We start from the raw sequence: 26,145 nt of genomic DNA on the forward strand, positions 1-26,145 counted from the left end.
ACTTGCCATCATGGCGAAACGTGGCGTGATCCGAATCCGGCCCGGTGATGGGGATGAGAACGCACCGGAAGCACTCGGATTTGATCCGGAATCCCTCGATGATGTTGTCGAAGCCCCGGAAGATGTGAGCCTGCCAAGCCGAAACCCGGTTTTGGCATTGCAGCATATGGAAGCCGCTCTAGCCCGAGGCGACGTTGAACACCCTGAAGTTCTCACTCGGCGCGAGTTTCGTGAGCTGCGATATCTCGTGTCGTTTGCGCGCCTTACCGTCTTTGAACCTGGCGCGGCAGGCCCTGGGGGTTCGAAGGGGCGCGGCGACGTGGATGTCACTGACGAAGTGCGGGGGTTCCGCGCTCGCGTCCTTTCGCAACTTCATGATGCGCTGCGGACAGAACCGGACACGAAAAAGCGGTTGATCAATGCGAAGCAGGCTCTCCCGGCGCTGAAGGATCACCTCGATGAGGCCAGGGAGTCGCTTGTCGAACGGTTTAGCAATGATTTTTCACGTGAAGAACTGGACGCCGAGGTGGGCTACAAGGCGCTGGTTTGCGTGATGGGTGGTGGTGGCGGCGCTGGGTACGTGTACCTCGGCGGGATGCGCACCCTCGTTGAGAATGACCTCACGCCTGATTACATGCTGACGACGTCGTTTGGGAGCATCGTTGGCAGTGTTGTTGCACGCTCATTGCCGGTTCCGGTCGACGACTACATCGATTGGGCTAAAACTGTCACCTACCGAGGGATCCTTGGCAAAGCGAGATTGCGTCGGCGGCACGGTTTGACGGGACTCTTTTCGCTGCACTTCGACCAGTTCGCTGACGACCTGTTTCGCCGCGAAGACGGTGAGCCCATGCAGTTGCGTGATCTTGACATTCCGTTCGAAACGGTAGTAGCCGGAGTGCGTAAGCAGTCTTTTGATCGGTTGCCTGCCAGGTTTCGTCGCACCGAGCTTGATGCGCTTCGCACCCGAACGATGCCACGCACTCGGTGGGGGATCGGCAATGCAGTTGCGGCACGGATGTGGCAAGCTGCCGCCTTCTTCGACACACGAGTTGTTAAGCCGATTGTGCTCGGCGCCGATGATCTGACAGCGGGACTGAATGTGGTGGATGCGGCGAGCTTCTCCTCCGCGATCCCGGGGGTGCTCCACCACGAGTCGAGTGATCCGCGCATGGTGCCGCTGCTCGACGAGTTGATGGCCGTTAAAGATGTAGGTGCGTTGATCGACGGTGTCGCTGCGAGCAATGTTCCAATCGAACTGGCTTGGCGTCGGGTTCAGGACGGAAGGCTTGGTACCCGGAACGCGTGCTTTTACGGTTGGGATTGCTTCCATCCGCAGTGGAACCCGAAACATTTGTGGATGGCTCCGATCACTCAATCTATTCAAGTGCAGATGGTGCGCAACGCACCGTACGCCGATTGCGTGGTTCGTTTCAGTCCCACCCTGTCAGCGTTGACGTTGGCGGCATCGTCAGATGCGATGGATCGTTCCATCGGCTGGGGTGCGGCGTCGGTGCGACAAACATTGCCGATGATCAAGCGTCTCACTGAACCGGTGTGGTGGGACGGTGATGGTCCGCCGAAGGTTATGCGTGGACCGGTGACGATCACTTCGGAATCACGGCCGCGTGCTCGATCGATGTCGAAGGTCCTCGCTCGCACTCGGGCGGTGGCAGCCCGGTTGTCGGATAAGGCGCGGAGGAATCGAACGGATATGTTCGCACCGCGACCCAGGATGGTCGAGGACGAGTGACCGAACGCTAGTTCTGGTGGCTGATGCGTATGGCTTGTGTGCGCGTCGCGATCTCAACGATGAGGTCGTCGCCCCGCGTTGCTGCCTCGAATGTCACCGATTGGCGCGTGGTGTTGTGCCGCAATTCGATGTTGATGGTTCGGGAATTGCCACGGATGTCGTGCCCTCGTGCGGTCCAGTCATCAGCCACGCTGACGGTGGTGGCGGTTAGGCGTCGGTCATCAACTTCCACAGTGATGGACCCTGCTCCGCCGAGGGGATAGGTTTGTGGTGCGTCGGGGGCAGGGCCTCGGAGCGTGAGGTCTGTGTCGAACTGCCGGTCTTCAACTTCAATTTCGAAGGTGATGGTGCTGCTGTCGCTTCGAATTTCGATGTCGAATTCATTTCCGTCTTCGTCGAAGTCGTGAATGCTCCAACCTTGATTTAGTGCAGTGCTGTGCAGGGTGATGTTGTCCGGTGCCACGTCGACCGTGATGGTGCCTGCGGGGCCGACCGACAGTGTGTAAGTGCCTTCGAAGACTACTTCGTCAAGGGGTGGTTCGACAGGGGTGGTCGGGGCCGTTGGCGCGGTTGTGGGTGGTGTGGTCGGCGGGGTCGGGACTTCGACAGTCGGCGATGGTGTAGCGGGTTCGGTGGGTGACGTATTGGGCGCGGAACATGAAGTAGTGGCAATTGTGACGGCGAGGACTGCGCCGACAAGCGCTGTGTGTGCGGGTGGTGTTGGCTTGGATATGCGCATGCCGTCCTCGTGGTGCGAATGGAAGTGTGTGGTGTGCCTGCCATTGTGATCCTACTGAGGGGCACCTGACGGCGAGGGTCACCGGTCGGCGAGGCTCAGTGTTGGGCGGGGCTCAGGGTTGGGCGGGCGACTAAGCTCACATTGTTGTTAACCGTCTGGTCGGTATAGTTTGCGGTGGAGGTTAACAATGTTGTGGACAGAATTCGCCGCGATCGCCGGTGTCTTTATCGGTGGTGCGGCACCATGGCTCGAAGCAATCATCGTCATTCCTGCCGCCATCGTCGCAGGCATGAATCCAGCGGTGGCATTCATTGCGGCAGTGACGGGCAATCTCCTCACCGTTGCTATCGCCGCATGGTTCGGGGAAAGCCTTCGCGCATGGTGGGTTGCCCGCAAAGAACGGCGTAGGGCCCACCAGGCTGCTAGCGACCCCGGTGACTCCGCAAGCGCACCCGACAGGGGGTCCGCTGAAATGGATCATCCCGTTAAGTCCCGCCGCCGCACCCAGATCGAGAATGTCATCAACAGATGGGGGATGCCTGCGCTCGCCGTGCTGGGGCCCATCGGGCTCGGTACCCAACTTTCGGCAGTTGTTGCCGTCGGAATGGGTGTCACAGCGCGGGTCGCATTCTTGTGGATTGGTGTCGCCACCGTTGTGTGGTCGATCATCGCCGTAGCGGTCACCCTTGGTGGGCTCAGCGCGTTCGGCGTCGGGTAATCGTGGAGCTTGCTGAGCCGTGGTCTGTGGAGTTGGAAAATAAGTAGCTAAATTCCGTCCGATAGTGGAAGACTCACATCATCACTTCCTTACGGAAAGTAGGAAATTATGGCGGCACAAGGCAAAAAGATGAGCGACGAACAGCGCAAAAAGTTTGAAGAAGCACTCGCGCACAAAGACGCCCACAACTCTGATCCGCATCGCAACAGTCCACACGGTTCAGGCAAAGCGAATGAAGCACATCGGGCGGAAGGCACGCGTTCGATGTTCCGCCGCAAGAGCGGTGGATAACCCAACAAAACAGCACTGGCCGCAGCGTCTTCAACGCTGCGGCCAGTTTTTTTTGTCAGATTACGGGATCAGCATCATCAATGAGTCAAGGTCAACATCGGTGAGCAGTGGCAAGATGGCTTCGAGCACCTGCGGGCCAGCAAACCCACCGGCGATGCCGAGGAACAGCCCACCAAGTCCGAGTGCCGTGCCACCTAGGCTTCCGGCAAGAATGTTGGCAAGAAAGTCAGGCATTAAGGCTCCTAGGGTTCTGCACGAATCAGGCGTGAGCGCTCTGTGCGCTTCACGTAATTGAAACACACCGTTTGTGGTCGCACTCACAATGTGTCGTTACTGTTGTGCTGTGGGCGCGGGCACAACATCGGAGGTATCGGGCATGGATCGACGGCAAGCGATCAAGACTGCATGTGTGTTGTGCGCCGGAACTATGGTGGCAGGCTGTGGCCGAACTGGCAGCGGAGCCGACGACGTTGAATCACTTCCCCCGGCGACCTTCGACCCTGACGGGCAAGCCGAGGAAAACGGGTTCGCTATCGCAAATGTCGAGGACGTCCCTGTTGGTGGTGGCATCGTCCTCTTCGCTGAACAAGTCGTAATTACGCAGCCTTCAGAAGGAAACTTTTTCGCTTTCTCTGCGGTATGCCCCCACCAGGGGTGCATGGTCCAAGAACCAGAAGACGGCCGTATCGTCTGCCCTTGTCACGATTCCAGGTTCGAACTCGACGGCAGCCGGATCGCGGGCCCCGCAACTTCCGGGTTACGGCCTCGTCAGATTTCGCTGAATGGCACATCGATCGTCCTGGCCCAATAAAGGTGGCCCTTTAGGTCGGTGGCCCAGAGATAACTGTAGGCATCGCTTTGGTCGCGATTCGAGTGCACCACTTTCGACATCGTGCGCAGTGAAGTGTTGTGGCCTACAGTAACTGCGAACACGATAGCCACAACAAGGAGACACAGCATGGACATGCCGGAACTTGCGATGCTCGACACGATGGGCATGATCTTGCCAATCTGGTTGGAGTTTTTCTTCCAGGAGCAGGTTGACCTCATCAACAGCCTGACAGTCCCGTATGGCTCAGCGCCAATCGCTGACGTCGACTTTGGTTTGGACTACGACCTCGACAACCTCGAGAGCGCCAGCATTATCTAGCCGATAGCCGCAGGATGACGGGCCTTCCTTGTGCGCAGTTCGCCGTGCAGGGAAGGCCTGTTTTGTGTGACATGATGACGCCCATGCGTGATGTAACTATTAGAGACGAATCGATCCGTCTCGGCCAGTTCTTGAAACTCGCCAACCTGATTGATTCTGGGGCCGACGCGAAGGCGAATATCAGCGACGGTGAAGTGGAAGTCAATGGGGAAATCGACTTCCGTCGTGGTCGGCAATTGCGGCACGGTGACCTCGTGCGAATTGGGGACGAAACTGTACGAGTCGTGTCCGAGATCGCCTAGCAACCAAGCAGTACGGTGATTTTGCGGCAATACTGTGATGATGGTTGCCGCGACAGAAAACTCGAAAACCCCGCGCGAAGCGACAGAACCGCTTCGGGAAGATATCCGCCTGTTGGGCGGCATTCTTGGCGATGTTGTGCGTGAACAAGCGGGCGATCGCATATTCGATCTCGTGGAAAAGGCCCGCACTGAGTCGTTTCGATTGCGTCGGTCTGAGATTGATCGTGCCGAACTCGAGGAACTCTTTGACGGGATTGACCCTGCCGACGCTATCCCTGTAATCCGGGCGTTCAGCCATTTTTCGTTGCTCGCAAATCTTGCTGAAGATCTGCATCGCGAACGTCGCAGGCAGATTCATCGCAGGGCAGGCGAGCCACCACAGAACAGCACTCTTGCGGCAACGTATCGCAAACTCGACAACGCAGACATCTCGGCAGAGAAGGTCTCCGAGCTGCTCGATGGGGCGTTAGTTTCGCCCGTCATCACTGCGCATCCGACGGAGACGCGGCGCCGCACAATCTTCGAGGTCATCAAACGCATCACGGCTCTCATGCGGGAACGCAACCGCACCGGACTTGAGGATGACGAACGCGACGACATCGACTTAGCGTTGCGGCGTCAAATCCTGACGTTGTGGCAAACAGCGGTGATCCGGTTGACGCGTCCCCGGCTGGAGACGGAAATTGATGTTGGGCTTCGGTACTACGACATGTCGCTGTTTGATGTCATTCCCGATTTGAATGCTGAAATTCGAACGGAACTGCGGCGTCGGTGGCCCAACGCGGAGTTACTCGCGCAACCAATCCTACGAACAGGGTCTTGGGTGGGTGGTGACAGGGACGGCAACCCGTTTGTCACTGCTGACGTTGTGCGGACTGCGACGCGGCGTGCCGCCTTCACCGCCATGTCGTACTACTTGGCGGAGCTTTCCGATCTGAAACAAGAATTGTCGATGTCGGATCGTCTCGTCACGGTCACCCCTGAGGTGGCGGCGCTCGCCGACGCATCGGGCGACGATTCGCCGTTCCGGTCAGATGAGCCGTACCGCCGCGCCATCAACGGCATAGCGGCCCGCCTAACAGCCACCGCCCGCCAGGTGTTGGATGAGATTCCGCCGCACAGTCGTGACTCGAACCTCCCGCCGTACCTACGGCCTGAGGAGATGCTTGCAGACCTCTCCGAGATCAGCGCGTCGTTGCGTGGCCACAGTGATGGGATTCTTGCTGACGATCGTCTGGAAAAGCTACGGGAAGCAGTGCAGGCGTTTGGGTTTCACCTCAGTGGGCTCGATATGCGGCAAAACTCGGACATTCACGAAACCGTCGTCGCTGAACTGTTGGCGTGGTCCGGTGTGCACGAGAACTATCGTGGCCTGTCCGAATCCGAGCGGGTTGATGTTCTTGTTGCGGAGCTGTCGACGAGACGGCCACTGACCCGACCAGATGCCACGCTATCTGACCTCGCCACTAGCGAACTTGGCATTGTGCGTGCCGCAGCAACGGCCAATCAAGAACTTGGCCCAGATGCGGTTCCGCACTACATCGTCAGCATGTGCTCCTCAGTCAGCGACCTGCTCGAAGCTGCGGTGCTCCTCAAAGAAGTCGGCATCTTTGACCCCGGCAACGCTGACGAAGGTCCGACCTGCAGCATGCAGATAATCCCGCTGTTCGAAACGATCGACGACCTTCGCGGCGGTGCCGACATTCTCCGCGAAATTCTCGCAATACCGGTCTACCAACAGGTCGTGCGGGCGTGGGGCAACCGGCACGAAGTGATGTTGGGTTACTCCGACTCCAACAAGGACGGCGGCTATCTCACCGCCAACTGGGCACTGTACAAAGCCGAACTGGACCTCGTCGCCGCGGCCCGTGATACCGGAATCCGGTTGCGGTTATTCCACGGGCGCGGGGGTACGGTCGGGCGCGGCGGCGGACCGAGTTACGAGGCCATTTTGGCACAACCTCCCGGGGCAGTGCGGGGATCGTTGCGCATCACCGAACAAGGCGAAGTGATCGCGGCGAAATATGCCGAACCTGGCCTGGCTCGTCGCAATTTGGAAAGCTTGCTCTCGGCAACGCTCGAATCGACACTCCTTGACGTCGAAGGACTGGGCGACGACGCTGACGACGCCTACACGATTCTTGATGAACTCGCAGACATGTCCCGCGATGCGTACGCAGACCTGGTGCAACGCACACCCGGGTTCTTGGAGTATTTCCGCATGTCCACACCGCTGGCGGAAATTGGATCCCTCAACATCGGTAGTCGCCCAGCGAGCCGGAAGGCAACGAACTCGCTCAGCGACCTACGCGCCATTCCCTGGGTGCTGTCGTGGACTCAATCACGTGTCATGTTGCCCGGCTGGTACGGCACGGGCACGGCACTGCAGCAATGGGTGGGCGACAGTGACGAACGACTAGCACAGCTGACAGATCTGTATCGACGCTGGCCGTTTTTCCATTCCGTCCTATCAAACATGGCGATGGTTCTGGCCAAGTCCGACATTGGGCTAGCTGGTCGATACGCGAACCTTGTGCCGGACACTGCAGTGCGCGACCTGGTGTACGGAAAGCTACGAGACGAGCACGCACGCACCGTGGAGATGTACAAAGCGATCACCGGCTACGACGATCTTGCTGGCGATAACCCTCAACTTCAGCGTTCAGTGCACAACCGGTTTCCCTATCTCGAACCGCTTAATCACCTGCAGGTGGAATTACTGACGAGGTATCGCTCGGGAGATGACAGTGCGCTGGTTCGCCGGGCCATCCACATGACGATGAACGGTTTGGCGACGGCGCTACGCAACAGCGGGTAATGCACTAATGGGTAGTGATTTTTTCTCGCAGTAGAGCGAGAACCCGCTGTGGGTCCGCAGGGCTGAATGCAGGCTTGATTAGATCGTCAACGTCGAGAATCACGAGAGTAGATTTTCTGCGGCGGTCAGGGTCGAAAGGCATCCACACGTTTGTGCCCCCGGAACCCCACCCGCGAGCCTTCCCTGTGAGCCAACCCATGCGCCGCGAACCGACCCGAACAATGCGGGTATAGGGAATGTATTTGGCAGCACCGGTGGGGAAGTAGTAGCGGCGTAAAGTCACTCCCGTGTCACTGAGCTGGACCAAGCCATCGTCGTACAACAGTTGTTCGGCCATGATGGTGAGTACACCACAGTTAGTGCGACATGGCATGAGGAGACTTTGTGCAGTTTGAGGACTACCGTCGCCACGATGCGACATCCTTGGCCGCTCTTGTTCGGGCGGGAGAGGTGCGCCCGCGCGAACTGCTTGACGTGGCAGCCGCGCGCGCAGATACCGTTGATCCATCGCTTGGGGCATTGCGCCGCACCATGATGGGTATCGCGAGGCGACGCTGCACCGAACGCCTCACCGGTACGTTTGCTGGTGTTCCTTTCCTCATCAAGGACCTGATGCAGGAGTACGCGGGGATGCCGTCAGGAGAGGGGACTAGCGCTTTACAGGACAAAACAATCGATGAGCACAGTGCGATTGTGAAGCGGTGGCTCGACGCCGGGCTGGTGATTTTTGGTCAAACGAACACCCCAGAATTTGGGCTGAAGGGCGTCACCGAACCCAAAACAGGCGGCATTACCCGCAATCCATGGGACCTCTCGCGCACCCCCGGTGGTTCGTCGGGCGGTTCCGCGGCCGCCGTAGCTGCCGGTATCGTGCCGGTAGCGGGTGCCAATGACGGCGGGGGTTCGATTCGGATCCCGGCTTCTCTGTGCGGCCTCTTTGGGCTCAAACCAGGCCGTGGGATTGTTGCCGACGGCCCCTACTACGACGAGTACCTGCACGGGGCGTCCGTCAACGGTGTGGTCTCACGATCCGTCCGTGACTCTGCCGCGATGCTCGACGTCATGTCCCGACCAACGGATCCACGCAGGTCCTATAAGGTTTCGATTCCAGACACACCGTTTGCCACACTCGCCGCGCAAGCACCGCGACCACTGCGTATTGGTTTCAGCGTCGACTCACCGATTGGTACCCCCGTTGACCCAGAAGCGGTAGCCGCCGTGATGGATGCGGTAGAATTTCTCACCGCCTTAGGGCACCAGGTGGAACCGGCCCGTCCGAGCGTCGACGGGCATCAACTTGCCCGGGACTTCCTCACCTTGTTCGCAACTCACGCCGCAGCCACAATGGCGAATATTCGGACAAAGACTGGTGCATCAACAGCAGAATTTGAACCGGACACACACGTTCTTGCTGCGGTCGGCAGGAACATCAGCGCAGCCGAATACCACCAAACACTTGACCGGCGCGGAGCACACGGGCACGCACTCGCTGAGTTTCACGGCAAGTACGACTTGCTACTGACTCCCACCACGGCGCGTCCAGCCTGGCCGATAGGGGAGTTTGACACCCCGCGCGCACTCGAGGCTGGTGTGAAAGCGCTGGTGCGTTTAGGCCAGGTCGACAGGGTAGCGAAGACGTCGCTGTGGCGTAAACACGCATTGGAAAGCATGTCCGCCGTCCCCTTCACACAGCTAGCGAACGTTACCGGCAGGCCCGCGATGACCGTACCGACGTACTGGACCCCGCAAGGGTTACCGCTGGGTGTGCAATTTGTGGGGGACACCGGAAGCGAAGGGCTACTACTAGCCTTAGCAACCCAGATTGAGCACGCACGGCCCTGGGCGCACAAAACGCCACCTATATAGAAATAAGCCACACAGCCAACGCTATTGCTCCGATTCCGAAAATGGCGGCAGTGACCACCAACGAACGCGGGCTTGAGGTGGTCAAACCGAGACGAACAGCCAGCATCACGGCGACACCGCCGAGCAGGCCGCCACCGACGGGGACGAGCATCGCGAACACACACGCAACCACGCCGATGATGATGGCAAATTTGGCCGGTGCATGAATGGGTGCGCTCTTCGGGCGCTTCGACACCTCAGGTGCAGACAGGCTGTCAGGGTTTGACTGTCGTAACACAGCCGCGACGGCCCGGTCATCGTCAATATCAACACCGCTGCTGGCGACAACTTCACACACCCTCTCGGCCTCATCGAGAAGCATCTCCGCACGTTGGGATTCGTCCACACCGGCCAACGCGTGGCGAAGTCGCTGCAAATGTCCGCGCACCACAGCAGACCGCAGTACCTCTTCGTCGCGGGCATTCGGCATGGTCCATCCCTTCTGGCGTCCGCTTTCTGGGGGCCGCAGTCAACCTATCTGACGCGCACCACCGTCATGCTCAAACCTAGCCGATACGACCATGTGACACATGCTGCCCGCATAGGGACTTTAGTCCCTATAGCCGTTGCGGATTCACTGGCTTAATAGGTCGAGAAACCTCGTCTGATGGGAGCGACCATGGCAGTTACTAAAGAGAAGTCGACGCAGCTCACGTCGCCGTGTGAATCGTGCGTAGCTTGCGCACAACGACTCAGCGTCGATTTCAACGTCGACTTTTCGCCACGGGTCATAGCTCGTGTCCTCAGCGGTTGCATTTCAGATCTTGCAGGCACGCCTCGTGATGATCTACCAGAGTTGAGCGAACGACTGGCTCGTTATCGCCTGGAAGACGCGCAAAAAAACCACAGCGTCGGGACAAGCTGGGTACGTGCCGACGATGGGTTGTGCCCCGTCATCACCCGTGTCAATGATGAGCTCTCAGCTTGCGCGCTGCGTCGACGATAGAAACTACCCGCGCAAGGCATCAATCGGTTCCACTGCTGCGGCCCGCCACGCCGGGTACGCCCCGGCTATCGCTCCCACAGCCGCGCCGATCAGAGGTGCTGCGAGCGCTATCCGCATATCGAGCAACGGCGTCCAATCACGGACCGCCGACACCGCCACAATGCTCAGCACAGCCACAGCAGACCCAATCAGACCCCCCAAAACTCCGACAATCACCGATTCGCATAGGAACTGGCCAGCGATCGAGCGTCGCGTTGCTCCCACAGCGCGACGCAAACCAATCTCGGACGTGCGCTCAGCCACCGAGAGGAGCGTTACGGCCGCGATCCCGACTGCGCCGATAAGAAGCGCCACAACTCCAAGTGCAAGAAACAGGGCGTTGATGTCCGTCGTCACCCCAGCACGGAGTGCGCTCGGGGAGGGAGGAGCACTGACCTGAACAAGCGCTGGATCATTCGGGTTGATAGCGACGCCCGCTTGTTTACCAACCTGATGGGCGGCACCAAGCTGAGTTCGGATCTCAACGGCTGCGGGTGCGCTGATATCAAATTCACGCTGCGCCGTACTGTGCGGGATGATCACCGAATCTTGCAGATCAGCCCGCCCAGACACAGTGTCAATGATGCCCACAACGGTGAACGGGCGTTCCCCGATAAACAGCGCAGGTTGAGTGTCGACCCGATTGATGCCCAACCGTTCCGCCGCATACTTGCCGACAACAGCGATATCATCGGCCCGCTCGTCGTGACCCGAATCAAACACTCGACCAGCAGACACCGACACCTGCATGGCGTCAAACAGACCCGCGGACGCAGCGACGACAGGAAGAGCCGTCATCGGGGGTGCGGACGGATCCACAATCGGAACGCTCCGGATGGTCTCGTCACCGATATCAACCCGCGTGTACAGCCCTGCAGACTCCACACCGGCGAGGCGCAGAACGCGCTGTTCACTATCCGAAGGGAGGACCATCGCCTGCACCTCACCGCCGCGCGAGGGCCGTTCCATGGGTTCAACAACCACGCGCGTAGCCGTTGCCGCGTCGAAGCGTTCCGAAATCTGCCCCGACGCTGTTTGGCCTAGTCCAATCGTCGTTACGAGAGCCGCGATGCCAACCACAGTGCCAAGTGTCGTGAGTGCAAACCTGCCAGGCCGTGCGGCAACCCCGGCGACAGCCTCGTCCAGAAGATCACGGACCGCAATCCCGGTGTGACGGCGACGAGCCAGCCTAGATGTGAGTCGATTCCACCGACTCGGTGGTCGAACACGTTCCGTCGCGAACATGTCATCAACGGTCATGCTGCCACCTCATGCAGGGTGCCGTCGGTGATCTGCACCCGTCGTTGCGCCCGTGCACTCACGCTCTCGTCGTGAGTAATCACCACCACCGTCAAACCAGCGGTATGGAGTTCGTCAAACAGCTCCATCACAGCGTGCGCATTGTCGCCATCGAGGTTGCCGGTGGGCTCATCCGCCAGCAGCAAACTCGGCTGGGTTACCAGCGCCCGCGCGATTGCGACGCGTTGACGCTCGCCACCCGACAACGTGGTCGGTTCAGCGTGCATCCGGTGCGACAACCCCACCCGCTCCAACGCTGCTTCGGCGCGACTGAGGCGGTCAAGACGCGGGATGCGCTGATACAGCATCGGCATGACCACGTTTTCAGTCACCGAGCGGCGAGGGATCAGGTGGAAGCTCTGAAACACGAACCCAATCCGGTGACTACGCAGCGCAGCCCTCTCGCCCTCAGAAAGGCCGCCAGCATCAACGCCATCAAGCCGATACGTGCCAGTCGTAGGGCGGTCAAGCAACCCCAACAGATTGAGCAAACTCGATTTTCCAGCACCCGACGGACCCACGATGGACAAATATTCGCCTTGATCTACACGCAGTGTCACCTCCCGCACGGCGACCACCTCCGGCGGGCCCGGAAATGAGCGTCCCACCGAGTCCATATCCACCACCGGAGTCACCGGCCGACCACCACAAGATCACCAGCGTCGAATCGTGGTTCGCCCTCAGCTGGTGTGACTTCGGCGAAGCCCTGTGCCGACAAACCAACATTCACTCGAACTAACGTGGTGACACCGTCATCGTCCTGTAGTTCAATGCGGGACTCTCCACCGGGTCCGGCTGTGAGCGCAGCCAACGGCACCACGAGCACCTCACCTTCGGTGCTGGCCACCGGGATAGTGACCCGCACGTTGCTGCCGCGCAATGCATCTACCTGCTCCGGCGTCAGCTCACCAGGTTCAATTGACACCTCGTAGCCGCCACTCCCAGATGCGTCCCGAACATCAGTGACGGTACCCGTGGCTGTTCCACCTCGCGGAAGATCAAAAATCGCCTCGTCACCCTCCGCGATGAGTTCACCCGACACGTCATTGATGCGAGCAGTGAGCACCATGTCCGCCCCGCTGGCCGTCATCACTGGGGCCGATTCGAGAACGTCGCCGCGCCGCACCTTCACGTCGTCAACACGGCGGGGCAGGGTGGGGAAGTACTGCACCTCCGAGATAGGCAACGGAGTCCCAGCCTGGGCCTGAGCTTCGCCAAGGCGCGCACGAGCTTCGTCCAAGACGTCGCCCGCATCCTCCATTCGTTCCGCCTCACGAACAGCCTGCCGGGCTGCGTCGAGTTCAGCTTCGATATCCGGACTCATCGGCGGCGCTGCGTACCCGATCCTTTGATACATACCAGCGACAGCCCGGGCGGTGTCACCGGTGTACACATTGTCGATATACCCGGGATTCAAACCAAGGCGTGACAATGCTTGCTCCAGTTGCAGCACATCTGGCCCCCGCATACCAGGGCTCAAGGTCCGGTACATAGGAAGTTCACCCTCAAGTGCAATGACGGGACGCCCCACAACCTCCAGGACAGCGGCACCTTCATTAAGTTGATCGCCGGCCTCCGGCACCTGGCCAGTAACGACTGCCTTGGCGCCGGCCTCGCCCGGTTCGATCAGTACGTCGATGGCCCCCTCAAACGACGCATCAGCCCGTGCGACAACCTGATTGACCAGTGCGCGGCGCTCCACCGGTACCGCAACGTCGGTTGCGTCCGGAGGTGCCGTTCGGCTCGCGGCATCAGCAGGAGACGTAATCTGCATGCCTGCCACGAGCCCGACGACCAGCGCTAGGACCGCGATTGAAGCCACGATTAATACCGTATTTTTACGTGAGCTTCCCACGTTCTTCCCCCCGTGTAGCCGACTTGCTTAGTTGACACCGAGTTGTTCGCGAAGCTGGTCGAGCTGCTCACTGTTAGCGGCGATGAACTCTTCCTCAACCTCAAGCTGAGCTGCACGAAAATCGTCCTGGACGTGCTCGGTGTAGCAGTTCAGATCTGCGCGGGCAACATCGATTTCGAACTCTTTCAGCTCTTGCAATTCAGCCTCGTCTGGTTCTGAGCCGGACATCTGGGCATCAAACGCTTCAGGATCAAAGGACTCAACGTCGAAGCTCTCGATGTCAGGCATTCCGCTGGCGGCTTGGAATCGTTGCTGCACATCATCGGATGGATCATTGAGCTGTGAATACTCCGGGAAGCCCGCATCAGCCATACACGATGCCCATTCGCGTTGTGCCTCAACAATCTCGGGTCGGGTCAGGATCCGTTCGTTGAGATTCCACATTTCAGAGCCGAGTTCGTCAAACGCCTCCATGTCACCAAACTCGCTGCTCAGAGCGCGGCCATGGCAGCTTTCCTTGAATGCTTCATCTGCCGCATCCGATGCTGCTGGGTCGTCGAGCATGGCTGGATCAGGCATGTCCATCGGACCAAAAAGTGCCTCGTAATAGGCTTCAGTTTCCGATTCTGACAGCGAGTCCACAATCGCCGTGTTCGGGTCTTGGGCCATCGCCTCATCCATGTCGAAATCAACATCAAGCGTGGTAAACCCATAACCGTATTTGTCGACAAAAGCAGCGGTGTCAAGCGAAAATGCGTCCTGCAGTTCAGGTGGCATCATCTCGGTATAGTCCTGGGCGTTTGGAATATATTCGAAACCCTCTTGGGACATACATTCCGCGATCGCATTTTCAATAGCTTGCTGCTGCTGAAGATCGGACTCGGACATTTCGAACGTGCCACTTCCCGTGAACCGAAAAGAGGGGTGGCCGAACTGCGGTGCGAATTGTCCCAACTTGTCCGCTAGCGGCGAATCAAATTCTGCGGCAACATCATCACTACTGTTAGAGCAAGCGCCAAGAGCTAGTGTGCCCACGATCAGAAATGTGGGAACGGTGAACTTACGAGTGCGAAAGGAAGTCATTTCATATTCCTAACATGGCCAATGGCATTGTGCAGCGCAAGCAAAACACCCAAATCGCCCGTGTGTTTAAGAAAATGAATAGCGCTTTACGGTGTGCACGAAATACGGGGTCGTTGAGAGTTGAACAACAGAGCAATCCAGAAGCCCCTAAGCGCAGGTAATATTGCCCCAAAAAGGAGTGATCACAGTGGCCAAAGCGCTAGTGGTAGGCGGGGGAATCGGCGGTCTAGCTACCGCGGTCGGACTCTATCGGTTGGGCTGGGACGTCAAAGTCTATGAAAAGTCGCAACACCTCGGCGAAGTCGGCGCTGGCCTCAGTCTGTTCCCCAATGCGCTGACCGCCCTTGAGTACCTCGGCGTGCTGTCCGCGATGCCTGTCGCGCACCGGACAATATCTGGGGGCATACGAACCGACACTGGGCGATGGCTTGCCCGCCAAGACATCTCAGACGATGGCCTTAACGGCAAGGAGTTCCGTGCCGTACACCGAGCGGAACTGCACAATGCCTTGAGGGGTGCATTGCCTGAAGACGTTATCGTCACGGGCGCTCGAGTCCTGCACCTCAGCCCAATTGGTGGCGCAACCATCGAGATAGGCGGGAACACAACTCGCGTAGACAGAGTCGAAGAAACCGCCGATGTCATCATCGCCGCCGACGGCATCCACTCAACTGCGCGCCGAATCCTCTGGCCGATGGTCAGTCCGCCGGAGTACACCGGCATCACAGCGTGGCGCGGAATCTCAGCTACCCGGCCCGGACACGACTATCCCCTCACACAATCGTGGGGTCGAGGATCAGAATTCGGGATCGTCCCACTCGCGGACGGCCGCACCTATTGGTACGCAGCCACTCACTCGGTACCAGGGATAACCTATCCGAACCATCGCACCGAAGTGCTCACCCGGTTCGGAAGTTGGCACCAACCGATCCCAGACATCGTGACTGCCAGCGCGCCCGACGACATCGTGCATCACGACCTTTTTCACGTTCGTCAACAACCGCAGTCGTTTGTGTCAGGGCGAGTTGTGCTGCTGGGCGATGCGGCCCACGCGATTCCGCCATTTTTAGGGCAAGGTGCCTGCCAGGCGCTCGAAGACGCGGCCACACTTGCCGCACTGCTTGGTCCGGCCGATACGTCTGCAGGTGCGTCAGTGGAGAGTGCTTTGCGGACGTATGACACCCTGCGGGTCCCGCGGGCGCGGCAGATTGCACGAGCCACCGCGCTGGCGGCGCAAATCGGCATTCGCGCCCGCGGTCCAATCACAAACCGTGCACGCAATGCCGCTGTGTGGCTCACCCCGCCAATCCTTGCCCAACGCGCGATGTCACGGATTGCACAATGGGAAGTACCGAGGGACGTACCAACGCGTTAGAACGGCCAGACGGTGCCCGGAGGTAGCAAGAACCGGAAGTCGCCCCACGGGGTGTAGCAGGCGATGGTCGTTGGCGGCGGCGGGTATATCAAAATCATCGGCAGCATCTCGCAGTACGGCAACGGCCGATTTGGTTGATGATCTGCTGCAGCAACACCTGGAACCGTAACTGCCAGCGCGGCCGCGACCATTCCCGTGACCGCCGCACGGCGTAAACTACTTCGCTTCATGGAGCCCCCTGCGTGGTGTCGTCCGTTACTGTGTGAGTTTAATTCTAGTTCGTGACAGGAAGGTGACTACCGGTGGCGACGATCAGTACTCACGTATTAGACACCACACAGGGGCTACCAGCTACAGGGGTCACTGTCGTTCTCCAAGCGCAGGACGGCGCCGAAATCGCCTCCGTTGTCACTGACGGCGACGGCCGCGTCAGCGACATAGCAGGCGATGATTTACCGACCGGCGTTTTCCGCCTCGTATTCGGAACGGGGCCGTACTTCTCCGCACGCGGGGTGCAGGCATTTAACCCCGAAATTGTGGTGTCAGTGGTGCTTCCCGAACACAAGCACTACCACGTACCACTTCTCGTATCGCCGTACTCCTACACCACTTACCGAGGAAGCTGACCGCTGGCCCCGCCGCATAAGGCGGGACCAGAACTCCAAGGCCGCTAGCTTTCGCCGCCGATGGTGTTCGCGAGTGTGTCCGCAAGCACCTTCGTGAACCCGGCTGGGTCCTTCAACTCGCCACCCTCAGCTAGTACCGCCATACCGTGCAGCAACTCGGCGGTCGCCTTCACATTATTGCCCTCCGCGTCGCGGGAGTGGAGAGTCCGCAGCGTCGTCACCAACGGGTGGTTGGGGTTGATTTCCAGAATCCGCTTGATGTGCGGTACCGGTTGACCGGAGGCACGGTACATCCGCTCCAGCGCAGGGGTGATGTCAAAGTCATCACCAACGAGGCAAGCTGGCGAGGTCGTCAAGCGTGACGACAACCGAACATCCTTGACGTCCTCAGTCAAGGTTTCCTTCATCCAGTTGAGAAGTTCAGCAAAATCTTTTTCGCGTTGTTCGCGGTCGGATTCGTCGGCCTCCTTCTCTTCCTCGGAGTCGAGATCAACGTCACCCTTGGCGATGGAGTGGAACTGCTTGCCGTCGAACTCCCGGACCGACTCCACCCACATCTCGTCGACAGGGTCCGTCAAGATCAGCACTTCCAACCCCTTGGCCTGGAACGCTTCCATGTGCGGTGAGTTTTCCACCAGCTGACGAGTTTCCCCCGTCATGTAGTAGATGCGGTCCTGGCCGTCCTTCATACGGTCGACGTATTCGCGCAGTGTTGTCCACCGGTTCTGCTCGTCTTCCGTGTCTTCTTGTTTGCGCGTGGACACGAACGACGACACCTCAAGAAGTGTCTCGCGGTTGTCTACGTCAAACAGCAGCCCTTCTTTGAGGACTCGGCCGAATTCACCCCAGAACGTGCGGTACTTCTCGGGTTCATTCGCCATCATGTCCTTGATGGTGGACAAGACCTTTTTGACGAGTCGCTTCTGAATCCGGGAGATTTGCCGGTTCTGCTGGAGGATCTCACGCGACACATTCAACGAGAGGTCCTGCGCATCAACAACTCCCTTGACGAACCGAAGGTACTGCGGCATCAGTTCTTCGCAGTTGTCCATGATGAACACGCGTTTGACGTACAACTGAACACCGCGCTTGTGTTCGCGGGTGAACAAGTCATGCGGCGCATGCGTAGGCAGGAACAGCAGCGCCTGGTACTCGAAAGTGCCCTCCGCCTTCATGGAAATGACCTCAAGAGGCTCATCCCATGCGTGGCTGACGTGCTTGTAAAACTCCGCGTACTCCTCGTCCGTCACTTCACTCTTGGGGCGAGCCCACAGAGCCTTCTGCGAATTGAGGGTGACTGTTTCGGTAACGGTCTCCTCATCGACGGTAGATTCTTTGTCCATCCGGACTGGCCAGGAAATGAAGTCCGAATAGCGTTTGACGATCTCGCGAATTTTCCACTCGGCTGTGTAGTCAAAGAGATGATCGTCGTCGTCACTGTCCTTCAAGTGCAACGTGATCGACGTACCCTGCGGAGCGTCCTCTACGTCTTCGATGGTGTAAGTGCCCGCGCCTTCGGACACCCAACGCGTTGCCGTCGTCTCGCCAACTTTCCGCGTCACCATGGTCACCTTGTCCGCAACCATGAATGTTGAATAAAACCCAACACCGAACTGACCAATCAATTCGCTGGGGACTTCGCTGTTCTTTGCTTCAGCGAGAGCGCGGCGCAACTCGGCGGTGCCGGACTTGGCGAGTGTGCCAATCAAAGTGACCACTTCGTCCTTGGACATACCGATGCCGTTGTCACGCACGGTGAGAGTGCGTGCGTCCTTGTCCGGCGTGATCTCGATATGCAGATCAGAGGTGTCAATGTCGAGATCTTTGTTGCGGTATGACTCCAGGCGCGCCTTGTCGAGTGCATCCGACGCATTCGAAATGAGTTCCCGAAGAAACGTATCTTTGTTCGAGTAAACAGAGTGAATCAACAACTCGAGAAGTTGACGCGCCTCTGCCTGAAACTCACGTTCTTCAACCTGGGTGCTCACGGACGAATCCTTTCCACACGTTATACGGGCAACAACGGCAAAATTTTACAATCTGTGCCCGACAAAAACGCACACCAACTTAACGCCGTGCGCGAAACGGTGGAATCACGGTTCGTACAAGTCAACCCTCACCAAGGGCGCGAGAACGTCAGATCACCAAAAAGCGTGTGGCAAATAATGATTGGACCGAAGAACGGCAAGGATGACTCCTCGCAGTACGGGATCAACACCATGTGCGCCGGTGTCGCGCCAGGAAGGTCGCGGGCGGGGGAGTTGGCCGAAGCCATCGCCGGTGCTGCCATTCCGAGACCCAAAGCTAGTGCTGATCCGGCGATTGCCGTCACGATTCGTCGTTGGATAGCCATCAGATTCTCCTCGCGCCGTGGTGTCGTACCAAGATGATCGTTCCACAGCCCACGCAGTTGCGGAAGAGGGTTTCGCTACCTTCATTTTGTGTCCCGTTAACTGAGGTGAAGTACCCCGCGGAACCGCAGGTAAACGGCGTGATCTGCGACAAGGGTAAGAACTCCGCGGCGCGTCAGAAAAACACGCCGTATTGGTCTTGTTTTTTGATGCGGAGATTGCATACTAATCGCATGATTTCTCCGTTCGTGCCGGTGGCTGATCCACGGCCGGTGGACACTCCGTGGCCCGACATGGTCTGGCCATTGCCGAGTGGCACACACCTACACGGGGCAGTGGTTCAACTGTCCCCGCTACGTCCCGACGTAGATGCTCCGGCCCTGTTTGCGGCGCTCGACCATCAACACGTGTGGAACTTCATGCCCATCGCACGACCACAAACTGCCAACGACCTGGAGGCCCTACTCCGTGCCCGCGCCGAGCTCCCGAACTGGCATCAATGGGTTGTTCGCACTGTGCAGGAATACCGGGGTGTACTCGCCGGGTCAGTCGTCGGAATGACCTCATTCGTCAACGCTTCCGTCTCCGACGCAAGGGTCGAGATCGGCGGAACGCTATACGCCCCCGAAGTGTGGGGTAGCGCGGTGAACCCGGAAACGAAGCTATTGCTGTTGTCGACCGCATTCGACCACCTCAATGTTGGCCGCGTCGAACTGCGCACCGATACGCGCAACACCCGCTCACAGCTTGCGATCACTCGACTCGGCGCGATGTACGAAGGCACTCAGCGGCGGTACGCCCGCAGGCCTGATGGCACGGTACGCGACACAGTGCTGTTCTCCATCGTCGCCGAAGACTGGCCAACAGTCCGGCACAACCTGGTGAACCGCGTTTCGGCATTTGACAGCCAGGCAGGCGGGGCGCTTGAGGTACGCCACCGTCCACATCCTGATCCATCTCAAACCTCCAGCAACATCACCTCCAGTACAGCCGAGGTGATTCCCCAATCGCAGACCTGCGGCTAACCGGCTGGGCGGGTGCACGCGCCATCCGCCCTGCTCACTGTCATGCCCGGGGCTTCCGGTAGGTAAGTCAGAGTTGTGTCCCCTTGTTCAAACGCGGGGTCTGCCGCGGGTTCAGGTTGCCATAACAGCAAATAGTGTTGCCGTATTGGCTAGGGCTCCCTCACAATCGAGAGATATTCGATATGGGGAGGAAATGATGGGAAATCAGGTGCTCGACCGCTACGACGTAGTGGTCATCGGTGGAGGTGCCGCTGGGCTCAATGGGGCACTCATGTTGGGACGAGCGCGCCGCTCAGTCGTCGTGATCGACGCGGGCGAACCACGAAACGCACCCGCGGACGGCATCCATGGCCTACTCGGGCGCGAAGGAATGCCGCCCAGCGACCTGCTCGCCCTGGGGCGCGCTGAAGCGGAACAGTACGGCGCCGACATTGTTTCGGCAACAGTCACCAGGGTTCAACGCGATAACGAGGATTTTGTTGTCGAACTGTCGGACACCAGGTCGGTCCGAGCCAGCCGAATTCTGCTAACCACAGGATTGACCGACGAGCTTCCCGATATACCGGGCCTGCGGCAACGATGGGGCCGCGACGTTATTCACTGCCCGTACTGCCACGGCTGGGAAGTGCGCGATCAAGCAATCGGGGTATTGGCAACCAGTCCGATGACAGTGCACCAAGCATTGATGTTCCGCCAGCTCAGCGACGACGTTGTCGTCTTCCTCAACGGGACGCAACTCCCTGCTGAACAGGCCGAGCAGCTCGCGGCGCGCGGGATCACTACGGTGCCAGACCTCGTTGCCGGGGTAGAGGTTGTTGACGACGCGATCTCGGGCGTGCGACTCCACGACGGCACAGTCATCAAACGCCAGGTAGTAGTCGTCGCGACGCGCATGGTGGCGCGGGCGAATTTCCTCGACGCGTTGGGGCTGCAACCTCAAGAACACCCGTCAGGCATGGGCGAGTTCATTCCGACGGATGCGATGGGCCGAACCGAGGTCCCCGATGTGTGGGCTGCGGGAAACGTCACCGATCTGATGGCGCAAGTGGGCGCATCGGCCGCGGCAGGGGCGGCGGCAGCAGCGCAGATCAACGCTGACCTCGTTCACTCGGACACGCTCGCAGCTGTTGCGCAGTACAGGCGCTAGAACCCGTCGGTCGTGTGCACAAACTCGCGGTTAAGCACCCGTAATTGTGCGAGTTTGCGCACACAACTGAGCGCACGGAATCCCTAGCGGCGTCGCATGCGTCAAAACGGGGCATGACACATTTCGACCCGCGGACACCATTCAAGTCGGCCTGTCGTTCCATCCCGCACTACGCCGCGGGGCGCAAGTACCGGCGGCTGTTTGACGGTGTGTATGCCGACAAGTCGGCCCCGGTGACGCAGGAGTTGAAAGCCCGTGCGGCTTGGTTGTGGGCCGACGGCAACTGTGTCCTGTCAGGTGTTTCCGCCGCGGCGGTATGGCGGGTGAAGTGGCTACCAGAAGAGGCACCACCCGAGATCGTGGTCAATAAGGTTGTGCGAGTTAAGGGCCTCATCGCGCATAGAGACTTGGTGGTGCCGCAGGATGTTGCCGTGCGCTCCGGAATGCGGGTGACCACTCCCGCGCGCACGGCGTTTGATCTAGCACGCCGACTCAGTGAGGCCGAAGCAATTCCGTTGGTTGACGCGCTATACCAGGCCACGAATCTGTCCCCAGCTAGCTTGCGCACGTGGGCTGAGTCGCGGCCGGGATACAAGGGAATACGCAGGTTGCGCCGGGTAATCGAACTGTCGGATGCCGGTGCAGAGTCACCGCGCGAAACTCACCTTCGACTTCTCATTATCGACGCTGCACTGCCTCGCCCGGTGTCACAGTATGTGGTTCTCGATCACCGAGGCGGATTCATCGGCCGTGCGGATCTGGCTTGGCCGCATTGGAAGGTGGCCCTCGAATACGAAGGTGCGCACCATTTCGACGACCCGGTGCAGGCGCGGCGTGACGCGTTGCGGGCGAACGCGTATATGCAGGCTGGGTGGCTGGTGATCCGTGTAATCAGTGGGATGGTTCGGCAGCCAGACATGTTGCTGAACCAGATCACTAGCACGCTCCGTGCCGCCGGCGCTCCAATCTGATAGCGGTTGTGTGCACAAACTCGCGGTGTATTCGCCGCAATTCCGCGAGTTTGTGCACACAACCGACGAACCCATATCCCGCTAGACTCGCGAGAGTGCGGACGACGCCGAAAGACCAAGCAAACAGAGCCTCCCGCCGCATCCCCGCTCTGGCGGCATCGCTCGTCGTCATCGTAGGGCTGGCCTGGGCTGTGGTTGCCTATTTCGACTTGTGGAACATGGTTGGCCCCCGCGAATTCCCCGCCGTTGAGACTGCCGAGCTTGACGACCGGCAGGCCGCAGTGATCGAGGTGCTGCGCCGAGAATTCGCGGAAAATCCGCCGGGAGAAAAATATTCGGAAGGCTCAGACGAAGCATGGTGCGCCAACTTCGTCAGCTGGGTGATGCGGGAAGCCGAAATGCCTCTGGAGAATCCGAATTCCGGCTGGTGGCGAATACCCGGTGTGTACACGCTCGAGGAGTACTACCGCGCTGACGGACGATTCGAATCGCGTGAGTCAGGGTACGAGCCGAAAGTTGGCGACGTTATCCTGTACGCACCGAGGAGCAAGTTCACCCAACACACGAGCATCGTTGTGCGCAACGACGATGGCGTTTTGACGACTGTCGGCGGCAACGAGTTCCTTCGCGGCGAAGTTGCTGCACGAAACGTCCGTACAAGCCACTCAGGAATTGTTGGTTATGGGGTGCTGTGACGAGGCAAAGTCTGACGCCCTAGGTGTAAACGGCCGTCCTTACGGGTAACCAGATGGAGTAAGGCGCGATGCGCAGCGACGACAAGCGGACCGTGCAACATCATGCGAGCGTGAGGAACCATTAATGGACACCACAACGATCGTTACCATCGTCATTATTGTTGTTGCGGTGCTCGCAATCGCTGCGATCATCGGCGTGGCTTTGCGAAGTCGAACCGATCGACGGCATCGCAGGGCGGAAGAACTACGACACAAGGCCGTGGCCCACCAACACGAGGTCGCTGAGCAAGAAGCTGAGGCGGAAGCCGCTGCCGCTCGGGCACGCGAGACAAAAGCGCGCGCTGAAGCGCAGGCCGCGGAGGCCGAAATGATGCAGCATCGCGCGACCGAGCAGCGCACTGAAGCGACCACCGAACGCGCGAAATTGAATAAGGAATTTGAGCGCGCCGCTGAACTCGATCCAGATTCGGCGCGTAACCGGCCGGGTTCGCCTAACACGCCACGCTCAACACACACCCGTGATGAAGGACCGCCGCGCGGAAAAAAGTGAGCCGCGCAAGCAAGCTCCACAGAAGTGTGCACAAACTAGCAATATTTATGGTGCTGAGCCGCTAGTTTGTGCACACAACCGGGAGCGAGCGGACGAGCCCATCACTAGTGCAAGAGAAACCAAAACGTATGGCACAGCGAGCGCCGCGAAAGCTACCGAGTGGGACGAGACGGTAAAGACCCCGAGGTAGCTCAGTAGCACCACGAGTGTCATCACTTCGGCGCCGACGCCTGCGGCGGATGTCACTGTTGCCCGCGATTCCCCGCTGATTCGGTGCTGCAACCGTGCATCTGCGGCGACGCCAGCCGCCTGCAACGCCCCGAATGCAACGCCGAGCGCGATCCACCCGGCAGGCCCACCGGCGAGGGCTCCCACCGCCATCAAGGACGCGGCGACTGCTAGTAGTGCGCTGAACTGTCTCGACGATAGTCTCGCCGCAGGTCCGGAGAACAGGCCACCACCGGCAACGCCCACCCACACGGTAAGCACAACCCAGGGGATCGCTTCGGTGTTTACTCCATGCTCGGATGCTAGCAGTGGCACATATTCTTCGAGGTTCTCCCAAATGGCCGGGATGATTGCGGCCAAGGCGACAGCGGCGAGTACGGCTTTGCTTCGAAAGACCTCTCGCATCCCAGCGCGCATTACGGTCCTAACCTCGTGGTCATCACGAGGCGCGGGTAACCGTAGTTCGGGCAACAGTAGGCCGATTGCGGAGCACACTACACACGCGAGCACGCTGCCTACTCCCACGGCCACGTAACCCCCGAGGGTCATCACTGGGATGGCAACAATGGTGGACAGTCCTACTGCGCAGACCTCATAGGTTCGGGCGATGCCCATGACGGTTGCGTATTGCGGGGCTGCACCCCGGTGGTCTAGTTCGGTGAAAACGAGCGCTTCGAGTGCACCGGAGGAGAGGGTTCCCCCGGCGCCCCAGAGGATAAAGCCGAGGGCGAACGCCCAATAGTGCGGGAACAGTAGCCACAGGGAGAATGCGGTTCCTGCGAATAAGGGGGCTGCCGCGAGGAGGTAACGGCGGGGCACGATGTCTGCTAGCACTCCCGAGGGGACCTCTAGGAGTACTGACGCGAGTGACCAGATCGCGAAGAGCGACGTAATCTGCGCGACGGATAAACCCGAGTCGGCGAAAAAGATCGCATAAAACGGGTAGAGCAGGACGAACTCAGAGCTCAGCGAGTAGGCGTATAGCGGCCACGAAAGCCTGCGGACTTCCCTTGAGCGGGACTTGATCGGCATGGTGAACATGGAGGTCTTCTGGTTGTGCGGACAAGGGGTTCGGGGATGCCGATCCGGTGGGGGACCCCGAACTTGTGCCGCGCAACGACCTCTACGCAGGTATCAATGTCGCCAATGCATACTTCAAAGTTTAGCGGCCCCTCCCGGAAACGGAAGAGGCCGCTAAATGTTGAGGGGACTAGAAGCTTGTTTCTGTCGGTGCGGGTGGTAGGCGCACGACCTGGCCCGCGTAGCTGAGTCCAGCGCCGAAGCCCAACAGGAGTGCGATTTGCCCACTCTTCGCCTTGCCGGTGACCAGCATTTCTTCAATCGCCAAGGGAATTGAGGCGGCGGAAGTATTGCCAGTGTTCTCAATGTCGTTGGCGACGGGGACGTGGTCGGCGAGTCCGAGGTTCTTCTTCATTAGTTCGTTGATTCGCGCGTTGGCCTGGTGGGGGACGAACACCTCAATGTCGTCGATGGAGACACCTGATTCGGTCAACACGTTGGAGAGCGCCTTCGGCAAGGTGATGGCAGCCCACCGGAACACGCGTGGCCCTTCCATGGTCACGACCATGCGGCCGACTTCTTCATCGTCCGGGTCCTTGCCTTGGAGTTCTTGGGCGCGGTCCATGTAGGCAGGCACGTCAAAGTTCTGGGTGATGGCGTCGGAGTTTTCACCGTCGCTGCCCCACACAGTGGGGGAGATGCCATTTTCTTCGCTTGGGCCGATTATTACGGCACCGGCGCCGTCACCGAAGATGAATGCGGTGCTGCGGTCGTGTGGGTCCAACACGACCGACATGGTTTCTACGCCGATGAGGAGTACGTATTCGGCGGCACCTGCGCGAATCAGGTCGGAGGCTACTGCTAGGCCGTACCCGAAGCCGCCGCAACCCGAGTGCAGATCGAATGCGGGGATGCCGTTGATGCCGAGGTCGTAGGCAACTGCGGGGGCGCCGTGCGGGATAACTGTGCGCCAGCTACTTGTGGCGAGCAGGATGAGGCCGATTTTTGACTTGTCGATTCCGCTGTTGCGGATTGCCCGATCAGCTGCTGCTACAGCCATGCTGCGGGCGGACTCGTCGCCACTAATCCATCGGCGGTTGCGGATGCCGCTGCGTTCGAAGATCCACTCGTCTGACGAGTCGAGAACCTCGCACACTTCGTCGTTGCTGACCAGTCGTTGGGGTCGGTACGCACCGATGCCCAGCATCGATACGTTGGGTGTCCCAGTCTTGGACGCGATTGTCACCATTGGATCCGCT

General features: G+C 59.3%; 29 protein-coding genes. 16 read left to right on the plus strand and 13 right to left on the minus strand.

The features are described 5' to 3' along the window. Positions 1–10: 10 nt before the first annotated feature. Positions 11–1,753, plus strand: coding sequence for a patatin-like phospholipase family protein (locus tag IEW73_RS01755; RefSeq protein ID WP_188672721.1), 1,743 nt, complete (start codon positions 11–13; stop codon positions 1,751–1,753). 7 nt (positions 1,754–1,760) lie between these two features. Here the strand turns inward: IEW73_RS01755 and IEW73_RS01760 are convergent, their stop codons facing one another. After that, positions 1,761–2,492: a hypothetical protein gene (locus IEW73_RS01760; protein WP_188670089.1), complete on the minus strand. Its 732-nt coding sequence runs from the start codon at positions 2,490–2,492 to the stop codon at positions 1,761–1,763. A 187-nt stretch (positions 2,493–2,679) separates the two neighbouring features. Between IEW73_RS01760 and IEW73_RS01765 the strand changes: the two genes are divergently transcribed. Together IEW73_RS01765 and IEW73_RS01770 are read left to right on the plus strand one after the other, a co-directional pair. Next, positions 2,680–3,210 (plus strand): small multi-drug export protein, encoded by a 531-nt coding sequence (locus tag IEW73_RS01765; RefSeq protein WP_188670091.1) that lies wholly within the window; start codon positions 2,680–2,682, stop codon positions 3,208–3,210. 129 nt (positions 3,211–3,339) lie between these two features. Then, positions 3,340–3,501, plus strand: a complete 162-nt coding sequence (locus IEW73_RS01770; protein ID WP_188670094.1) for a DUF5302 family protein — start codon at positions 3,340–3,342, stop codon at positions 3,499–3,501. Between the two features lie 60 nt (positions 3,502–3,561). Here the strand turns inward: IEW73_RS01770 and IEW73_RS01775 are convergent, their stop codons facing one another. Continuing rightward, positions 3,562–3,735, minus strand: coding sequence for a hypothetical protein (locus tag IEW73_RS01775; protein ID WP_188670096.1), 174 nt, complete (start codon positions 3,733–3,735; stop codon positions 3,562–3,564). 109 nt (positions 3,736–3,844) lie between these two features. On the opposite strand from IEW73_RS01775, the gene IEW73_RS01780 reads away from it, so the two are divergent. The 4 genes from IEW73_RS01780 (at position 3,845) to ppc (ending at position 7,771) form a co-directional block, all read left to right on the plus strand. Beyond that, a complete protein-coding gene (locus tag IEW73_RS01780; protein WP_229675666.1) occupies positions 3,845–4,312 on the plus strand; it encodes a QcrA and Rieske domain-containing protein in 468 nt (155 codons plus the stop codon). A gap of 147 nt (positions 4,313–4,459) precedes the next feature. Then, positions 4,460–4,651, plus strand: coding sequence for a hypothetical protein (locus IEW73_RS01785; protein ID WP_188670098.1), 192 nt, complete (start codon positions 4,460–4,462; stop codon positions 4,649–4,651). 83 nt (positions 4,652–4,734) lie between these two features. Next, positions 4,735–4,953 carry an RNA-binding S4 domain-containing protein gene (locus IEW73_RS01790; RefSeq protein WP_372433597.1) on the plus strand — a complete coding sequence of 73 codons (219 nt, stop codon included), beginning with the start codon at positions 4,735–4,737 and terminating at the stop codon, positions 4,951–4,953. Positions 4,954–4,990: 37 nt separating this feature from the next. Then, on the plus strand, positions 4,991–7,771 hold the full coding sequence (gene ppc / locus IEW73_RS01795) for a phosphoenolpyruvate carboxylase (RefSeq protein ID WP_372433596.1): 2,781 nt from the start codon (positions 4,991–4,993) through the stop codon (positions 7,769–7,771). A 4-nt stretch (positions 7,772–7,775) separates the two neighbouring features. Here ppc and IEW73_RS01800 read toward each other — a convergent pair whose 3' ends face one another. Beyond that, on the minus strand, positions 7,776–8,144 hold the full coding sequence (locus tag IEW73_RS01800; RefSeq protein WP_188670102.1) for a hypothetical protein: 369 nt from the start codon (positions 8,142–8,144) through the stop codon (positions 7,776–7,778). Between the two features lie 11 nt (positions 8,145–8,155). On the opposite strand from IEW73_RS01800, the gene IEW73_RS01805 reads away from it, so the two are divergent. After that, a complete protein-coding gene (locus IEW73_RS01805) occupies positions 8,156–9,637 on the plus strand; it encodes an amidase (protein WP_188670104.1) in 1,482 nt (493 codons plus the stop codon). On the opposite strand, the gene IEW73_RS01810 is transcribed toward IEW73_RS01805, so the two are convergent. After that, the gene (locus IEW73_RS01810) at positions 9,630–10,106 is read right to left on the minus strand and encodes a hypothetical protein (RefSeq protein WP_188670107.1); all 477 of its coding nucleotides are present in this window, start codon (positions 10,104–10,106) and stop codon (positions 9,630–9,632) included. The genes IEW73_RS01805 and IEW73_RS01810 overlap by 8 nt on opposite strands. 189 nt (positions 10,107–10,295) lie before the next feature. Between IEW73_RS01810 and IEW73_RS01815 the strand changes: the two genes are divergently transcribed. Continuing rightward, positions 10,296–10,622 (plus strand): hypothetical protein, encoded by a 327-nt coding sequence (locus tag IEW73_RS01815; RefSeq protein ID WP_188670109.1) that lies wholly within the window; start codon positions 10,296–10,298, stop codon positions 10,620–10,622. Between the two features lie 3 nt (positions 10,623–10,625). On the opposite strand, the gene IEW73_RS01820 is transcribed toward IEW73_RS01815, so the two are convergent. From IEW73_RS01820 to IEW73_RS01835, 4 genes are all read right to left on the minus strand, one after another. Then, a complete protein-coding gene (locus IEW73_RS01820) occupies positions 10,626–11,921 on the minus strand; it encodes an ABC transporter permease (protein ID WP_206050427.1) in 1,296 nt (431 codons plus the stop codon). Further along, on the minus strand, positions 11,918–12,529 hold the full coding sequence (locus tag IEW73_RS01825) for an ABC transporter ATP-binding protein (protein ID WP_229675668.1): 612 nt from the start codon (positions 12,527–12,529) through the stop codon (positions 11,918–11,920). The genes IEW73_RS01820 and IEW73_RS01825 overlap by 4 nt, the downstream gene beginning before the upstream one ends. A 62-nt stretch (positions 12,530–12,591) precedes the next feature. Then, positions 12,592–13,782, minus strand: a complete 1,191-nt coding sequence (locus IEW73_RS01830; protein WP_206050426.1) for a peptidoglycan-binding domain-containing protein — start codon at positions 13,780–13,782, stop codon at positions 12,592–12,594. A 60-nt stretch (positions 13,783–13,842) separates the two neighbouring features. Continuing rightward, positions 13,843–14,898 carry a hypothetical protein gene (locus IEW73_RS01835; protein WP_188670113.1) on the minus strand — a complete coding sequence of 352 codons (1,056 nt, stop codon included), beginning with the start codon at positions 14,896–14,898 and terminating at the stop codon, positions 13,843–13,845. A gap of 187 nt (positions 14,899–15,085) precedes the next feature. Between IEW73_RS01835 and IEW73_RS01840 the strand changes: the two genes are divergently transcribed. Beyond that, positions 15,086–16,273: an FAD-dependent monooxygenase gene (locus IEW73_RS01840; RefSeq protein ID WP_188670115.1), complete on the plus strand. Its 1,188-nt coding sequence runs from the start codon at positions 15,086–15,088 to the stop codon at positions 16,271–16,273. On the opposite strand, the gene IEW73_RS01845 is transcribed toward IEW73_RS01840, so the two are convergent. After that, positions 16,270–16,503, minus strand: coding sequence for a hypothetical protein (locus IEW73_RS01845; RefSeq protein ID WP_188670117.1), 234 nt, complete (start codon positions 16,501–16,503; stop codon positions 16,270–16,272). The two genes, IEW73_RS01840 and IEW73_RS01845, sit on opposite strands and share 4 nt — an antisense overlap. Positions 16,504–16,575: 72 nt before the next feature. Here IEW73_RS01845 and uraH point away from each other — a divergent pair, with 72 nt between their 5' ends. Then, a complete protein-coding gene (gene uraH, locus IEW73_RS01850; protein ID WP_188670119.1) occupies positions 16,576–16,899 on the plus strand; it encodes a hydroxyisourate hydrolase in 324 nt (107 codons plus the stop codon). Between the two features lie 44 nt (positions 16,900–16,943). Here uraH and htpG read toward each other — a convergent pair whose 3' ends face one another. Further along, complete coding sequence (htpG, locus tag IEW73_RS01855; protein ID WP_188670121.1) at positions 16,944–18,887, minus strand: molecular chaperone HtpG; 1,944 nt, start codon at positions 18,885–18,887, stop codon at positions 16,944–16,946. 128 nt (positions 18,888–19,015) lie between these two features. Continuing rightward, positions 19,016–19,252: a hypothetical protein gene (locus tag IEW73_RS01860; protein WP_188670123.1), complete on the minus strand. Its 237-nt coding sequence runs from the start codon at positions 19,250–19,252 to the stop codon at positions 19,016–19,018. 231 nt (positions 19,253–19,483) lie between these two features. Here IEW73_RS01860 and IEW73_RS01865 point away from each other — a divergent pair, with 231 nt between their 5' ends. The 5 genes from IEW73_RS01865 (at position 19,484) to IEW73_RS01885 (ending at position 23,638) form a co-directional block, all read left to right on the plus strand. Further along, positions 19,484–20,275, plus strand: a complete 792-nt coding sequence (locus IEW73_RS01865; RefSeq protein ID WP_188670125.1) for a GNAT family N-acetyltransferase — start codon at positions 19,484–19,486, stop codon at positions 20,273–20,275. A gap of 196 nt (positions 20,276–20,471) precedes the next feature. Next, positions 20,472–21,422, plus strand: coding sequence for an NAD(P)/FAD-dependent oxidoreductase (locus tag IEW73_RS01870; protein WP_188672733.1), 951 nt, complete (start codon positions 20,472–20,474; stop codon positions 21,420–21,422). A 113-nt stretch (positions 21,423–21,535) separates the two neighbouring features. Further along, positions 21,536–22,393 carry a type IV toxin-antitoxin system AbiEi family antitoxin gene (locus IEW73_RS01875; RefSeq protein WP_188670127.1) on the plus strand — a complete coding sequence of 286 codons (858 nt, stop codon included), beginning with the start codon at positions 21,536–21,538 and terminating at the stop codon, positions 22,391–22,393. Positions 22,394–22,488: 95 nt separating this feature from the next. Continuing rightward, entirely contained in the window at positions 22,489–23,088 is a 600-nt protein-coding gene (locus tag IEW73_RS01880; protein ID WP_188670129.1) for a CHAP domain-containing protein, read from the plus strand. 124 nt (positions 23,089–23,212) lie between these two features. Then, a complete protein-coding gene (locus IEW73_RS01885) occupies positions 23,213–23,638 on the plus strand; it encodes a hypothetical protein (protein WP_188670131.1) in 426 nt (141 codons plus the stop codon). 45 nt (positions 23,639–23,683) lie between these two features. Here IEW73_RS01885 and IEW73_RS01890 read toward each other — a convergent pair whose 3' ends face one another. Together IEW73_RS01890 and IEW73_RS01895 are read right to left on the minus strand one after the other, a co-directional pair. After that, positions 23,684–24,898 carry an MFS transporter gene (locus IEW73_RS01890; RefSeq protein WP_229675670.1) on the minus strand — a complete coding sequence of 405 codons (1,215 nt, stop codon included), beginning with the start codon at positions 24,896–24,898 and terminating at the stop codon, positions 23,684–23,686. Between the two features lie 178 nt (positions 24,899–25,076). Next, on the minus strand, positions 25,077–26,135 hold the full coding sequence (locus tag IEW73_RS01895) for a beta-ketoacyl-ACP synthase III (RefSeq protein WP_188670135.1): 1,059 nt from the start codon (positions 26,133–26,135) through the stop codon (positions 25,077–25,079). Positions 26,136–26,145: the final 10 nt, after the last annotated feature.

Origin of the sequence: Hoyosella rhizosphaerae, from assembly GCF_014643175.1 — a bacterium.
GTDB lineage: Bacteria > Actinomycetota > Actinomycetes > Mycobacteriales > Mycobacteriaceae > Lolliginicoccus > Lolliginicoccus rhizosphaerae.

Coding starts and splice junctions, on each gene's coding strand:
- IEW73_RS01885 (WP_188670131.1), top strand. CDS start 23,213: ATGGACACCACAACGATCGTTACCATCGTCATTATTGTTGTTGCGGTG.
- IEW73_RS01770 (WP_188670094.1), top strand. CDS start 3,340: ATGAGCGACGAACAGCGCAAAAAGTTTGAAGAAGCACTCGCGCACAAA.
- IEW73_RS01765 (WP_188670091.1), top strand. CDS start 2,680: ATGTTGTGGACAGAATTCGCCGCGATCGCCGGTGTCTTTATCGGTGGT.
- IEW73_RS01865 (WP_188670125.1), top strand. CDS start 19,484: ATGATTTCTCCGTTCGTGCCGGTGGCTGATCCACGGCCGGTGGACACT.
- IEW73_RS01895 (WP_188670135.1), bottom strand. CDS start 26,135: ATGGTGACAATCGCGTCCAAGACTGGGACACCCAACGTATCGATGCTG.
- IEW73_RS01790 (WP_372433597.1), top strand. CDS start 4,735: ATGCGTGATGTAACTATTAGAGACGAATCGATCCGTCTCGGCCAGTTC.
- IEW73_RS01760 (WP_188670089.1), bottom strand. CDS start 2,492: ATGCGCATATCCAAGCCAACACCACCCGCACACACAGCGCTTGTCGGC.
- IEW73_RS01845 (WP_188670117.1), bottom strand. CDS start 16,503: ATGAAGCGAAGTAGTTTACGCCGTGCGGCGGTCACGGGAATGGTCGCG.
- IEW73_RS01890 (WP_229675670.1), bottom strand. CDS start 24,898: ATGCCGATCAAGTCCCGCTCAAGGGAAGTCCGCAGGCTTTCGTGGCCG.
- IEW73_RS01860 (WP_188670123.1), bottom strand. CDS start 19,252: ATGGCTATCCAACGACGAATCGTGACGGCAATCGCCGGATCAGCACTA.
- IEW73_RS01835 (WP_188670113.1), bottom strand. CDS start 14,898: ATGACTTCCTTTCGCACTCGTAAGTTCACCGTTCCCACATTTCTGATC.
- IEW73_RS01820 (WP_206050427.1), bottom strand. CDS start 11,921: ATGACCGTTGATGACATGTTCGCGACGGAACGTGTTCGACCACCGAGT.
- IEW73_RS01785 (WP_188670098.1), top strand. CDS start 4,460: ATGGACATGCCGGAACTTGCGATGCTCGACACGATGGGCATGATCTTG.
- ppc (WP_372433596.1), top strand. CDS start 4,991: ATGATGGTTGCCGCGACAGAAAACTCGAAAACCCCGCGCGAAGCGACA.
- IEW73_RS01875 (WP_188670127.1), top strand. CDS start 21,536: ATGACACATTTCGACCCGCGGACACCATTCAAGTCGGCCTGTCGTTCC.
- IEW73_RS01810 (WP_188670107.1), bottom strand. CDS start 10,106: ATGCCGAATGCCCGCGACGAAGAGGTACTGCGGTCTGCTGTGGTGCGC.
- IEW73_RS01755 (WP_188672721.1), top strand. CDS start 11: ATGGCGAAACGTGGCGTGATCCGAATCCGGCCCGGTGATGGGGATGAG.
- IEW73_RS01870 (WP_188672733.1), top strand. CDS start 20,472: ATGGGAAATCAGGTGCTCGACCGCTACGACGTAGTGGTCATCGGTGGA.
- IEW73_RS01815 (WP_188670109.1), top strand. CDS start 10,296: ATGGCAGTTACTAAAGAGAAGTCGACGCAGCTCACGTCGCCGTGTGAA.
- IEW73_RS01800 (WP_188670102.1), bottom strand. CDS start 8,144: ATGCCATGTCGCACTAACTGTGGTGTACTCACCATCATGGCCGAACAA.
- IEW73_RS01775 (WP_188670096.1), bottom strand. CDS start 3,735: ATGCCTGACTTTCTTGCCAACATTCTTGCCGGAAGCCTAGGTGGCACG.